Below are 13,658 nucleotides of genomic sequence, written 5' to 3'. Positions count from 1 at the left end.
AAAATGAAAATCACATACTACGGACACGCTGCTTTAGGAATTGAAGTAGGAGGGAAAAATATTATTGTAGATCCATTTATTACAGGAAATCCACAAGCAGCTGCAATCGATATTAACACATTAAAAGCAGATTATATCTTGTTGACACATGCTCACGGAGATCACGTTTTAGATGTGGAAGCCATTGTGAAAAATACGAATGCCGTTATTGTTTCAAATGCAGAAATTGCAAGTTATTATGCCAATAAAGGTTTCAATTCTCACCCAATGAACCACGGAGGAAACTGGAAATTCGATTTTGGAAATGTAAAATACGTGACTGCTATTCACTCAAGTAGTTTTCCAGATGGATCTTACGGAGGAAATCCTGGTGGATTTGTAATTGAAGGCGAACATAAAAATATTTACATCGCCGGTGATACAGCTCTAACTTACGATATGAAATTGATTCCGCTTCGTACAGAATTAGATTTAGCTATTCTTCCAATTGGAAATAACTTTACTATGGACGTTGAAGATGCTATTATCGCTTCAGATTTTGTGGAATGTGATAAAATTTTAGGTTATCATTTTGATACTTTTGGTTACATCGAAATCGATCATGAAGAATCAATTCGTAAATTCTTTGATAAAGGAAAAGATTTAATGCTTTTAGCAATCGGAGAATCTATAGAATTATAATAAGGAGCTAATCCCGCTTTCGGCTATATCTTTTTTAGGCAAAGAAAAATTGCCTAAAAAAGGATACCGCCTTAAACGAAGTTCACTGAACTCCAATTAAAATAAAAATAGTAGTGAAGTAATCGGGGCTAGGGCACTCATTTTATAAGAAAGTTATTTGGCACAATCTATGTTATTTCAATAATCGAGTTTTAAAGTAAAAAATCATTTTAATTTGTGAAATCTGTGGCAATTAAAGCATCATTTCAAACTACTTTCAAAAAAACAATTCTATCTCTATTTCTTATCTTTTCATTAAGTCTTTTTGCTCAAAAAGATGGTTACTGGGACAAAGAACGAGCTACTACAAAAGAGATAATGGTTCCGGCACGTGATAGAATTTCTATCGCAACAGAAGACTTGCCAGTTGGAACTACCGAAATCGTTTACCGAATTACATTATTAGACAAAAATCAGGAATTGACAAATAGTCTGGTTTCCTTATTAAAAGCCATTCCAGATCCTACAGGAGTCAGTCAGGGATCAGCAGGAGCGGTTTTTTTAATGTCTAAAATCTCTGGAGATGATGAATGTACTTATTCCATTTTTACTTCAAATGAAAATGCAAAGAAATACGTTGCAGACGGAAAAATTGATAAAGCCTGTTTTTCTCAGGCAGAACCCGTAAGCAAAGATGCTAAACGTTTATCTGTTGGAAAATCGTCTTGTTTAAAAGAAAACATAAATACTATTTGGTTTGGCTTTGAAAGCAAAAACTGGATTTTAAGCCAGAAAGTGGTTTTAGAAGTAGTGCCTTGGGTTGATACTAAATTAAACCGCGGTTGGAATCAAGACAATAAAAACGAAATTATAAGTCTTTGCAAAACATCGACAATGGCTCAAAAAATGGCCAATTCTGACGATTTCTGTGTTTGTATTTTGAATAAAATCATGAAACAATATCGTTACGATGAATTTCAAAAATTATTAGCGGTTGAAAAAACAAAAGTTTATAAAGATTTTGGAAATGCATGTTATAAAGATGCTGATATTTCTAAAAATGTTTTTAATGATTTAAGAACACAAGCAGCTTCTTTAATCAAAACTCAAAAATACAATGAGGCTATTCCGAAATTAAATACCATTATTAACGAAGGAAAAGCAACAGCAGTAGATTACAGTTCGCTTGGTTACTGCTATATTTTGACTAAACAATACACAAAAGCACTGAAAACACTGCATGAAGGAGAGAAATTAGACGATACTGAATTATTAGTCAAATTAAATTTAGCGCATGCTTATTTGATTAGTGATAATTATAGCGATGCAAAAGCAATCTATAAGAAGTATCAAGATCAAAATGTAACCGATAGTTTAAGTTGGAAAGACAAAACAAAATCTGATTTTCTACTTTTTCAAAAAGTAGGACTTCCATCAAAAGATTTTGAAAAAATCTTAAAATTATTTAATTAAGGCACTAAGTTACTAAGCTACTAAGGTTCTGAGTATTTCTTGCAGTCTATTTAATGCCTTAGTAGCTTAGCACCTCAGTCCTTTAGCACCTTTAAAAAAAATGAACGCATCTTACCATAAATATTTACTAGAATTTAAAAGACCCTCAGGTACTTCTAGAGGAATTATGACCGAGAAAGAAACTTGGTTTATTATTTTAGAAGAAAATGGTAAAAAAGGAATAGGAGAGTGTGGTATACTTCGTGGTTTGAGCGCAGATGATCGTGAAGATTATGAAGAAAAACTAAAATGGGCTTGCGATAATATTCATTTAGGTGAAACTGCACTTTGGGAATTATTATTAGAATTTCCGTCAATTCAATTCGGAATTGAAATGGCTTTTCAATCATTAAGAAGTGAAAATCCTTATCTTTTATTTCCTTCAGATTTTACAAAAAACACCAAATCTATAACTATAAATGGTTTAGTTTGGATGGGAGAATCTGCTTTTATGAAAGAGCAAATTGAAGATAAATTAGCCAACGGATTCAATTGTATCAAACTTAAAATTGGAGCCATCGATTTTAAGAAAGAACTTGAATTATTACAGTTTATCCGAAATCATTTTTCTCCTGAAGAAATCGAAATTCGTGTAGATGCCAATGGAGCTTTTTCTTCAACAGAAGCTTTAGACAAATTAAATCAATTAAATCAATTTCAGCTTCATAGTATCGAACAACCAATTAGACAAGGAAATGTTTTAGAAATGGCTAAACTGTGTTTAGAAACGCCTTTTCCTATTGCTTTGGATGAAGAATTAATTGGCGTATTTTCTTTTGAAGAAAAAGAAGAGTTATTAAAGAAAATAAAGCCACAATATATTATTTTAAAACCAAGTTTTATAGGTGGTTTTAGAGGAACTCAAGAATGGATTTCGCTTGCAGATAAATACAATATTGGTTGGTGGATTACATCTGCGTTAGAAAGTAATATTGGTCTTAATGCTATAGCACAATGGACATTTCTTCAAAACTCAAATATGCCACAAGGTTTAGGAACTGGTGCATTATATACTAATAATATAGATTGTCCATTAGAAGTAAAAAATGGACAGCTTTGGTATAATTTGGAAAAAGAATGGGATTCTTTTTTTTAAGGTTCAAAGAGACAAAGTAACAAAGGTTCAAAGTTTTAAAGACCTCTAGAAAAACCTTTGAACCTTTGTTACTTTGAACCTCTGAACCTATTTTTTTACTCTTTTCCTCCTAGCAAACTATTCTGCCAGTCTTTCAATTCCTGCCATTTTCCTTGATAAGCCATCAAAGCTTGTTTGGCCCAAGTACTTGGATTGTGTATCGCATAATTTTCTCCTCCAGCATCCAAAATAGATTGTAATTTTTCAGTTGAAGCTTGAGAAAGATCATACCACGTTTTTATTCCGGCATCGTTAAACAAAGCTTCTATTTTTGGTCCGATTCCTTCTACCACTTTTAGATCATTTTCTTTTATTTTTTTTCCAAGAACAGTTGCTGCCAATTCGCCGTTGAACGGAATTAAAATTGGTGCTGTTGCTGTAAATGACTGTGGCGCCGGATTTGCTTTTGCTGCAGCTAAATCAGCTTCTAAAGTAGAAATCCTAGCATTTAAATTTCGAGTATTGGCTTTGCATGCATCCAAATCAGCTTGAAGTGATAATGCCAATGAATCATCATTTTTTGAATTCATTTTTCCTAGTAAGTAACCTAAAATTCCACAGATTAATCCCACTAGCACAGGTATTAAGATACAAGGTATATTCATGATCGTATGTTTTTGATTAGTTATTTAATTGTAATTACGGTTCTTCTGTTTGATGCTTTTCCTTCTGAGGTATTATTATCCCCAATTGGTTCATCTGGACCTTTAGATTGTGTTTCAATTCTCGCCGGATCTATACCATTTTTAGAAAGATAATTTTTAGAAAATTCTGCTCTTTTTTGTCCTAAAACAATATTCGAATCACGATTTCCAACATTATCAGAATGACCTACAGCCAATACAACTGCATCCTTTACATTTTCAGTATATTTTACTATATCTGCAACTTTCTGCTTTTCAAGACTGGTAAGCGTCTCGCGGGACTGATTGGTGTTAAAATGTAGAACCAGTGGATCTGCATTTATTTTATCTTTTAAAGCAGTCCATTCATCAGTAGAAGTTGAAGTAGAATCAATAGTTTCAAATGTATAATTTGACGGACCAAGAAGTGTATCCGCACTCATTTTCCATTTATCAATGATTTCTCCTTTGGTCGAAAACTGTTTCTCCGATAATCCTTCAGAAACAAAATAATTCTTTACCTCATTTGCTCTCGCCAGACCTAAATTCTCAAAAGTTGTGGAATTGGTTTCATCTGATGTAGCATAACCTGTTATGACAATTTTCTGCTTAGGATTGGAAACCAAGAAAGACTTTAATTTTTGAATACCATTAATGACAGAATCACTTACTGGCATTATTAAAGTAGCGCTGTTTTTAAGGAACTTGAGATTATCATTAGTTTGATATTCAATTCCCGGACCATTTAATACAAACGGAACAAAATTTGGCTCTTGGACAGTTGGGACTGCTGCTTTTGGAGTATCATCCGTTGTAATTTTCTCAGAGCAATTGCAGCAGAATTTTAGGTATAAATAAGCCCCTAAAATTATGGTTATTGCAATGCCTAATAGATAAAGTGCTTTTTTAGACATAGATGATGAAGTTAAGATTCAATCAAATTTAACTAAAAAAATAACACGTAATATATTAATAATCAGTTATTTTAATGTTTTCTGATTTGAAAAACAAAACTCAAATTAACATTTTTTTGATTTTTTAAATTTTCGAAGGCTTGATTAAAATGAGTAACTTGCATAAAAAAATAATTTAGAATTAAAATGGTCGAAATAGAAAGAAAATTTCTTGTAAAATCTGACGACTTCAAAAATCAAGCTTTTACTCAAAATAAAATTGCTCAAGGATATTTGAGTTCTGCTCCAGAACGAACTGTAAGAGTCAGAATTAAAGGCGATAAAGGATTTATAACTATAAAAGGAATAAGTCAGAGTGGTGGTATGTCCCGCTTTGAATGGGAAAACCAAATTCCGTTAGACGAAGCAATTGAACTTTTGAAATTATGTGAAAAAGGTAAAATTGAAAAGACCCGATATGAAATACAATCAGGAATTCATGTATATGAAGTTGATGAGTTTTACGGAGAAAATGAAGGCTTAATAATGGCTGAAATTGAGTTAAATTCGGAAACAGAAGCTTTCGAAAAACCAGATTGGCTTGGAGAAGAAGTGACAAATGACGAAAGATATTACAACGCCTATTTAAGTAAAAATCCTTTTAAAGAGTGGCAAAAATAAAATGACAGAAACAATATTTGACCTTATTATAGTTGGCGGAGGGCCAATTGGTCTTGCCTGCGCCATTGAAGCCGAAAAGAAAAAACTAAAATATTTAATTATAGAAAAAGGTGCAATAGTGAATAGTATTTTCAACTATCCGCTATATATGACTTTTTTTTCAACTGCAGAAAGATTAGAAATTGGAGAGATTCCTTTTAATTGTCTGGCACCGAAACCAGGTCGTCAGGAAGCTTTGGAATACTATAGAAATATCCACAGATACTTTAAATTTAATATTAATTTGTTTGAAAAAGTTCTTGATGTTCAAAAGAACGATCAAAATGTTTTTCAGTTAAAAACAGACAAATCTGAATACCAATCTAAATATGTAGTTATAGCTACAGGATTTTATGATATTCCGATTGAAATGAATGTTGCTGGCGAAAGTTTAACAAAAGTACGTCATTATTATAAAGAAGCGCATGAATATGCTTTTAGAAAAGTTTTGGTTGTAGGAGCCAATAATTCTTCTGTTGATGCTGCTTTGGAATGCTGGAGAAAAGGAGCCGATGTAACTATGGTGATTCGTAAAAATGAAATTAATAACCGTGTAAAATATTGGGTAAAACCAGATATTGAAAATCGTATCGCTGAAGGAAGTATCACAGCTTATTTTGAGTCGAATATTACTGAAATTCGAGAGAATGAAGTAGAAATACAAACTCCAAACGGAAAAATTACTATTGAAAATGATTTTGTTTTGGCCTTGACAGGTTATAAACCAGATTTGAGTTTCTTAGAAAAAATGGGAATTCAGCTTTCTAATGACGAGTTAAAAATTCCAGTTTACAATCCAGAAACTATGGAAACCAATGTAGAAGGATTATTCCTTGCAGGAGTAGTCTGCGGCGGAATGCAGACTCATAAATGGTTTATTGAAAATTCAAGAGTTCATGCTAATTTAATAGTAGATTACATTTCGAAGTAATATTGTTAAGCCACGAATTTCACTAATTTCAACAAATAAAAATTCGTGTCAATTCGTGAAATTCGTGGCAAAGAACACTTTTTAAGAACTACAAGAGAGCATTGAACATCCTACTTTAGAACGTGCCCAGTCTGGACGTTTGGCGAACCATTTTTCAGATTCTGGCTGTTCATCATAAGGTTTCTTTAGAAGTTGAAACAATTCATCAACTAAGGTATAATCTCCTTTATCCGCTTCATCGATGGCCAATTGTGCCATGTAATTTCTGAGCACATATTTTGGATTTATCAAGTTCATTTTAAGGGAACGTTCTTCGTCTGAAAAGTTTTCAATACTTAATCGTTTCAAATAAACTGCAAGCCATTTTTGCCAGGCATTCAAAATATTTTCTTTTATTTCTTCTGGTAAATAGAAAGCGTATTCAATCTTTTCGAATGCTTGTTCAACTGAATCTTCTTTTTTGATTTGACTTAAATTTCTAAAAAATATAGTCATATCGGTTTCTGATAATTGTAGAATTTCTTCTAGACCTTTCACAATTTTATCATCAGTATCACTTGAAGTAAATATTCCTAATTTACTTAAAAACATGTTTTTATAATCTTCTTCGAAATCAGTTATAAAAGTGTCCAGTATCTTCTCCAAAGGAGCTGCTTCATTTACTAAAGGATAAAGCGCATTGGCCAATTGAAACAAATTCCATTGCGCCACTTGAGGCTGATTTCCGAAACGATATCTTCTGTTTTGACTGTCAGTTGTATTTGGTGTCCAATTCGGATCGTAATTTTCTAACCAACCATACGGACCATAATCAATCGTAATTCCGTGAATAGACATATTATCCGTATTCATAACACCATGTACAAATCCGACTCTTTGCCAATGCAGAATCATTTCGCGTGTTGTATCTGCAACTTTCTGGAAAAACTGAATATATTGTTCTTTGGGTTCTCCTTTAATTTCAGGAAAATAATGTTTAATGGTAAACTCTACAAACTGCTTTAGATTTTTAAGTTCATTTCTTGCAGTGAGCATTTCATAACTTCCAAAACGAATAAAAGAAGGAGCCACACGGCACACCACAGCGCCTTTCTCATATGCTGGATTTCCATTATACAAAATGTCTCGCAAAACTTGATCTCCTGAAAGAATCAGTGAAAGTGATCGGGTAGTGGGAACACCCAAATAATGCATAGCTTCTGCACAAAGATATTCTCTAATAGAAGAACGTAAAACAGCCAAGCCATCTGCGGTTCTTGAATAAGGAGTTTTTCCTGCACCTTTTAATTGAAGCGTATAAAACTGATTATTGTTTTCAATTTCAGTTAAATTAATAGCTCGTCCATCACCTAGTTGTCCTGCCCAATTGCCAAATTGATGTCCGGCATAACACATGGCATAAGGCTGAGTTTCTGGAAGAATTTCTTTTCCAGAAAAAACATTTACAAACTCTTCTGATTGAATTTCTTCTTTTGAAATTCCAACTAATGCTGCAACTTCTTCAGAAGCATGAATCAGTTTTGGATCTGAAGGTTTTGTTGGATTTACATACGAAAACAACGTATTTTTAACCTGACGAACTTCATTAGTTAAATCAGGATCTGCCGGTAATTCGGCTGTAAATCGATTGTTTATTTTTAAATTTTTCATTTTAAAGTTCTTTCTTTTTTTTCCACAGATTAAAAAGATTTTAATGATTTTATCTTGCAGATTTAATTTATAACTACAGTAAAAATGCTTTTAATCTGTGTAATCTGTGGCAAAAATCTTTAGCCGATTAACCTATCAGCATACATTTTTTTAAGTTTTTGAATTTTAGGATCAATTACCACTTGGCAATATCCAGCTTCTTGATTTTCATTATAATAATTTTGATGATAATCTTCCGCTTCATAAAACACTTCAAAAGGTTTTAATTGAGTCACAATCGGATCAGCATAAGCAGGTTGAACTTCTTCAAATACTTTTTCTGCAATTTCTCTTTGTTCGTCATTATGATACAAAACAATCGAGCGATATTGAGTTCCGCTGTCACCTCCTTGACGATTTAAAGTTGTTGGATCATGACTTGTCATGAATATAAATATTAAGTCGTGATATGAAATTATGTCAGGATTAAAAGTCACTTGAATAACTTCTGCATGTCCCGTTCTTCCGGTACAAACTTCTCTATATGCTGGATTTTTAATAAATCCGTCTGAGTAACCTGATTTTATGGATTCTACACCTTTTAAACGCTGAATCACAGCTTCGATACACCAAAAACAACCGCCACCAAAGGTAGCTACTGATAAATTTCCCATAAATAATACTTTCTATTAGTTTATTGTCTATTAATTCGATAGGATATTATGATAATTTATTAAAAAAAAGTTCTTTTAACTAAAGATACCCAATAGGAATGTAATGTTTGAAGTTTAGTATTGATAAATTCGCAATTTTATAAAAAAACGATATATTTGCATTCAAACACAAGACACAACCAATGAATAGCAAAAATAGTACCATCACCCTAGAAACTTATTTTCAGGAGTTCAGACAAAATATTGTCGGTATAAATCAGGAATTTACGTCACCTTATGGCAGAAAATCTATTATTTATACTGACTGGACTGCCAGCGGAAGATTATATCGTCCGATTGAAGAAAAATTATTAAATGAATTTGGCCCTTTTGTAGCCAATACGCATACTGAAACTACTGTTTCTGGTACTGCTATGACAAAAGCTTATCATCACGCGAGACATATTATTAAACGTCATGCCAATGCAAATCATGATGATGTTTTGATTACGGACGGAACCGGAATGACGGGAGTTATTAATAAATTCCAGCGTATTTTAGGTTTAAAAGTTCCTGAAAATTTGAAGAACTTTACAAATGTTCCAGCAGAAAAGAAACCTATTGTTTTTATTTCACACATGGAACATCATTCTAATCAAACGTCTTGGTTGGAAACGATTGCAGATGTTGAGATTATTCCATCTTGTGAAAAAGGTCTTTTCAATTTAGAAAATTTAGAAGCTTTACTAGAAAAATATAATGATAGAACAATAAAAATTGCTTCTATTACTGCTTGTTCAAACGTAACAGGATTGAGAACTCCTTTTCATGCAGCTGCAAAATTAATGCATCAGTACAATGGTGTATGTTTTGTTGATTTCGCGTGTTCAGGACCTTACGTAGAAGTTGATATGCATCCTGCTGATCCAGAAGCTTATTTGGATGCCGTATTCATGTCACCTCATAAATTTTTAGGCGGACCTGGAACTTCTGGTGTTTTAATTTTTAATAAAAAACTATACAATAATATGATTCCTGATTGTCCTGGTGGTGGAACCGTAAGTTGGACAAATCCTTGGGGAGAACATAAATATATAGATAATATCGAAGATCGTGAAGATGGTGGAACTCCAGGTTTTCTTCAGGTTATAAAAACAGCTCTTGCAATTGAGTTGAAAGAAGAAATGGGAATTGAAAACATCATGCAGCGTGAACATGAAATCGTTGATTATGTTTTCAGTGAATTAGAACCTGTTTCGAATATTAAAATTTTGGCAGGACAACATAAAGAACGTCTTGGTGTAATTTCGTTTTTTATTGATGATCTTCATTTTAATTTAGGAGTAAAAATTCTAAACGATCGTTTCGGAATTCAAACTAGAGGAGGATGTAGTTGTGCAGGAACTTATGGTCATTATTTATTACACGTTGATCAGGAAACGTCTAACAAACTGGTAAACGAAATTACAATTGGTGATTTAATCAAAAAACCAGGATGGATTAGAATGTCAATTCACCCAACGACTACAGACGAAGAGATTGCTTTTGTTTGTAAAAGTATTAAAGAACTAGCTGCAAATCATGAATCTTGGGCTCTTGATTATTCTTATGATAAAAACAGAAATGAGTTTATTCATAAAAATGCAACTTCTTTTGAAGATGAATTAGTTGAAAGCTGGTTTAAATCTTAGTCTTTTTACTCAAAGAACACTGAGGATTTTCGTAGAGTTTTTTCAGTTTTATGATTAGGAGTCTTTAAAGAGATTACTAAGCTTATTATTTGCTCTTTATTTAAAATATTAAACCCGACAGGTTTCTAAAACCTGTCAGGTTTATTCTTTTGTTGTTATTTATCTTTTCTTATGAAAATGATTTGTTCTTTTTTAGCCCCGATAGAAATGGAAATCCTTTTATGGTGGGGTTCACCATAAAAGATTGGAATGTATAGCGGGACTTCACTTCTTGAAAAAACGAATATCTCTGCTTCTAAAAAATTACATAATCAATCGTACTCCACCAAGATCTGAAACTCGATAAGAAAATTTATTTCCAGGCGAACCAATAAACATAAAGTTTTTCGGAATTTTCCATTTTTGAGAAAGTTCATCGATTATTTCCGGGCCGAAAATTCCTTCTATTTCTAGATATTCGATATCGAGTCCATCGTAAGCGCGATCTAAAACTTCCAGATCTTTTTTGAGCGCTTCATTATTGGTAGAATCGTTTTTGACATGAACAATTTTAAGTTTCTTAGTGGTTTCGTTATCTTCTACGTACTGCAAAACTTTGTTTAGAATAGTAATATCATCCCCTTTTGTAAAAAAGACAAATTCCTGAGAATTAATCTGTGCACTAAGATTCTGCAGATAACGATTACTAACAATTACCATTTTTCTGAGTGGTTGATAGAAATATTCTAAAGCTTCAATTAGCAAACGAATTAAAATAACGCGATTTAACATAACTCCAATAAAGATCAAAGCCGGAACCATATATTGCAGGAAAGTATAAAACGAATTGATATTCAACTCTACGTTTCCAATAAATGCAGCTATGACAAAAAGAACTGCAGCAACAACGGCAATTCCTCTGGCACGTTCTGGTCTTGGTAACTTTTTGCGTTTGTATTTTAAAAGCAGATTACCAATTCCGAATAAGGCCATTACAGCTAAGAATGAAAAAGTATACACTCCAGCCAAAGATTCTAAATGTCCGTTTGTAGCAAAAAGCACTGAAATACAAAGCACTAAAAAGCTGATTACGATTCTATAATGTGATCCCCTGTTGTTTTGTTTCAGGAAAAAATTAGGTAGAATTCGATCTAAAGTCATTCGGTTTAAAAGTCCCGAGACACCAACAAATGATGTCAAAACTGCACCACAGAGTACCATAACGGCATCAATAGAAATGAGCCAAGCCAACCATGAACCACCAGTTGTTTGTCCTAAATGGGCTAAAAGTGATTCTTTATTTTCACCTACTTCTGTAAGAGGAATTACGCTTATTAATAAAATAGCAATAACAGGATTAAAGAAACTAACAATACCCCACATGTTTCTAAGTGTTTTTGGAAAAACACCATGTTCTTGTTCTTCAACAAAATTGGCAGAACTTTCGAATCCTGAAATTCCGAGCATTGCCGCAGAAAATCCTAGGAAAAGTGCTGTTTTTATGCTTTCATAAGCTATCGGTGTATGCCAATTGATATGAAAAGTTTCTAAACCATGCGTTAACACAAACCAAATTGAAGCTAATACTAGTAAACTTAGCGTTCCAATATGGGTTAGAAAAATTATTACAGCCACAAATGCCGATTCTCCAATTCCTAAAATCGCTAAACCTGTAAATAATATTAAGACAATAACAGTGGCGATCGTAACGTTTAATCCATGAAAAATACCGTGTAAATAGTGCATTCCTTCAGAAGCTGAAATAACGGCTGTCGCCATATAGGACAAAACGGTAAGAGTTGCTGCCAAAGAAGCCAATCTCTTTGTAGAAGTATTTAATAAAACATTATAAGCACCTCCATTTAAAGGAATTGCCCCAACAACTTCACCATAAATTTTTCTAAAGAGAAATAATACTACAGCAACAATTAAAAGTGAAATCCAAGCATATTGTCCTGCATATAAAATGGTTAAAGCAGAAACATAAAGACAAGAAGAGCTAATGTCATTTCCGCAAATTGCTGTTGCCTGTAATTGATTTAATTTCTTGTGTACAATTTCTTTCATCAGTAGTCGAGATTAACACTTTTAGTACAAAACAATAAAGTAACAAATAATTATAATCAGTTAAAAGGCAGATATATAAATTGAAACCAACTCAAAAGCGCTATGTAGATTTCTAATTTATTATTATTTGGATTCCTGAAACTTCTGCAGCGACAATAAAGCTTGTTTTTGAACTTTATTCTGAAAAAAACCTGTCCAACCAAGCAAATAACCTGTTGTGCCAAAAGCTTGTTTAGACCACTTCCAAACGTCAAAACTGTCAGTGTGTTTGATAATTAATCCGTCTTGAAAGACAAATTCAGCTCTAATTTTATTAACTACTTTTCTGTTTGTTTTACTGAAATTATAAGTAGCAATCCAATTTGCAGATCCTGTCGAATCGTCGGCTTTTACATTAGAAAATTCTATTTTTAAATTCCCTTTACTTTTTGACAAGAGCATTTCCCACATTTTAGAAACCTGTTCTTCTTTAAGTAAACCAAAAGCCGGATCTATAAAATGAACTTTTGGATGATAACATTCACTCATCGTTTTAGCATCGGCGTTAGCAAAGGCAGTATAAAATTTTGTTATTAAGGATTCATTAGGATTCATAGGAAATTTTTAATGTTAAATATAAGATTTATTCGACTAAAAAATCACTACAAAACACTAATTTCTTTTGCTGTATCAAATGTTTTTTTCGATTTATCAAATGCTGTCGAAAAATAATTCATTTTACTATATGCCGTAAAATAACCTGTTTGGTTTCCAAAAGTATCTGGCCCTCCGGCGATTATAAAGCGAACTGCGTAAATATCAGTTTTCTTTAATTTCAGCCATTCTGCAGGAGTAAAGTAATAATATGAAGTTGTTGTACCATCTGCAGATTCTTTTACATTTTTGTCTGTACAGGCAATAACGTCGGCATTTGTCAGATCCACATATAATCCGCCAGCAATTCTGGCTTTATCATTTGCAGTTGTAATAGTTATTTTTAAAATACCTCCCTTATCTGTTTTAGCAATCTGAATTTTGGCTTCACCTGAAAACGCATATTTTTCGCAGATAAAAGTGTACTCTTGTGTTGCCGGAAAGCTAGAGCCTTTTACCGTTATAGTTTGCTGCGCATTTGCAAAAGTCGAGATAAACAATAGGATAAGAAGTGATAATTTTAAATTCATAT

The 13,658-nt window shown here is 32.8% G+C and carries 13 protein-coding genes; 6 read left to right on the top strand and 7 right to left on the bottom strand.

The window, feature by feature from the left end:
* The first annotated feature begins 3 nt into the window (after nucleotides 1-3).
* From VGE71_RS23050 to VGE71_RS23040, 3 genes are all read left to right on the top strand, one after another.
* The gene (locus VGE71_RS23050; protein ID WP_331140427.1) at nucleotides 4-681 is read left to right on the top strand and encodes a metal-dependent hydrolase; all 678 of its coding nucleotides are present in this window, start codon (nucleotides 4-6) and stop codon (nucleotides 679-681) included.
* Between the two features lie 216 nt (nucleotides 682-897).
* The gene (locus tag VGE71_RS23045) at nucleotides 898-2,133 is read left to right on the top strand and encodes a hypothetical protein (RefSeq protein WP_331140426.1); all 1,236 of its coding nucleotides are present in this window, start codon (nucleotides 898-900) and stop codon (nucleotides 2,131-2,133) included.
* A 100-nt stretch (nucleotides 2,134-2,233) separates the two neighbouring features.
* Nucleotides 2,234-3,268 carry an o-succinylbenzoate synthase gene (locus tag VGE71_RS23040; protein WP_331140425.1) on the top strand — a complete coding sequence of 345 codons (1,035 nt, stop codon included), beginning with the start codon at nucleotides 2,234-2,236 and terminating at the stop codon, nucleotides 3,266-3,268.
* Between the two features lie 95 nt (nucleotides 3,269-3,363).
* Here VGE71_RS23040 and VGE71_RS23035 read toward each other — a convergent pair whose 3' ends face one another.
* Together VGE71_RS23035 and VGE71_RS23030 are read right to left on the bottom strand one after the other, a co-directional pair.
* Nucleotides 3,364-3,912 (bottom strand): hypothetical protein, encoded by a 549-nt coding sequence (locus tag VGE71_RS23035; protein ID WP_331140424.1) that lies wholly within the window; start codon nucleotides 3,910-3,912, stop codon nucleotides 3,364-3,366.
* Between the two features lie 20 nt (nucleotides 3,913-3,932).
* Nucleotides 3,933-4,844 (bottom strand): OmpA family protein, encoded by a 912-nt coding sequence (locus VGE71_RS23030; RefSeq protein WP_331140423.1) that lies wholly within the window; start codon nucleotides 4,842-4,844, stop codon nucleotides 3,933-3,935.
* Nucleotides 4,845-5,030: 186 nt separating this feature from the next.
* Here VGE71_RS23030 and VGE71_RS23025 point away from each other — a divergent pair, with 186 nt between their 5' ends.
* Entirely contained in the window at nucleotides 5,031-5,504 is a 474-nt protein-coding gene (locus tag VGE71_RS23025; protein ID WP_331140422.1) for a CYTH domain-containing protein, read from the top strand.
* A gap of 1 nt (nucleotide 5,505) precedes the next feature.
* Nucleotides 5,506-6,474: a YpdA family putative bacillithiol disulfide reductase gene (locus VGE71_RS23020; protein WP_331140421.1), complete on the top strand. Its 969-nt coding sequence runs from the start codon at nucleotides 5,506-5,508 to the stop codon at nucleotides 6,472-6,474.
* An 81-nt stretch (nucleotides 6,475-6,555) separates the two neighbouring features.
* Here VGE71_RS23020 and VGE71_RS23015 read toward each other — a convergent pair whose 3' ends face one another.
* Together VGE71_RS23015 and msrA are read right to left on the bottom strand one after the other, a co-directional pair.
* Entirely contained in the window at nucleotides 6,556-8,124 is a 1,569-nt protein-coding gene (locus VGE71_RS23015) for a protein adenylyltransferase SelO (RefSeq protein ID WP_331140420.1), read from the bottom strand.
* A gap of 119 nt (nucleotides 8,125-8,243) precedes the next feature.
* Nucleotides 8,244-8,777 (bottom strand): peptide-methionine (S)-S-oxide reductase MsrA, encoded by a 534-nt coding sequence (gene msrA / locus VGE71_RS23010; protein ID WP_331140419.1) that lies wholly within the window; start codon nucleotides 8,775-8,777, stop codon nucleotides 8,244-8,246.
* Nucleotides 8,778-8,959: 182 nt separating this feature from the next.
* On the opposite strand from msrA, the gene VGE71_RS23005 reads away from it, so the two are divergent.
* The gene (locus VGE71_RS23005) at nucleotides 8,960-10,447 is read left to right on the top strand and encodes an aminotransferase class V-fold PLP-dependent enzyme (RefSeq protein WP_331140418.1); all 1,488 of its coding nucleotides are present in this window, start codon (nucleotides 8,960-8,962) and stop codon (nucleotides 10,445-10,447) included.
* A 303-nt stretch (nucleotides 10,448-10,750) separates the two neighbouring features.
* Here the strand turns inward: VGE71_RS23005 and VGE71_RS23000 are convergent, their stop codons facing one another.
* From VGE71_RS23000 to VGE71_RS22990, 3 genes are all read right to left on the bottom strand, one after another.
* Entirely contained in the window at nucleotides 10,751-12,493 is a 1,743-nt protein-coding gene (locus VGE71_RS23000) for an APC family permease (protein ID WP_331140417.1), read from the bottom strand.
* A gap of 123 nt (nucleotides 12,494-12,616) precedes the next feature.
* Entirely contained in the window at nucleotides 12,617-13,087 is a 471-nt protein-coding gene (locus tag VGE71_RS22995) for a nuclear transport factor 2 family protein (RefSeq protein WP_331140416.1), read from the bottom strand.
* Nucleotides 13,088-13,134: 47 nt separating this feature from the next.
* Entirely contained in the window at nucleotides 13,135-13,656 is a 522-nt protein-coding gene (locus VGE71_RS22990; RefSeq protein WP_331140415.1) for a hypothetical protein, read from the bottom strand.
* Nucleotides 13,657-13,658 lie beyond the last annotated feature (2 nt).

The sequence above is a fragment of the Flavobacterium sp. genome, from assembly GCF_036405015.1.
In the GTDB taxonomy this organism is placed as follows: Bacteria; Bacteroidota; Bacteroidia; order Flavobacteriales; family Flavobacteriaceae; genus Flavobacterium.
This window is presented reverse-complemented; position numbering and strand designations above follow the sequence as displayed.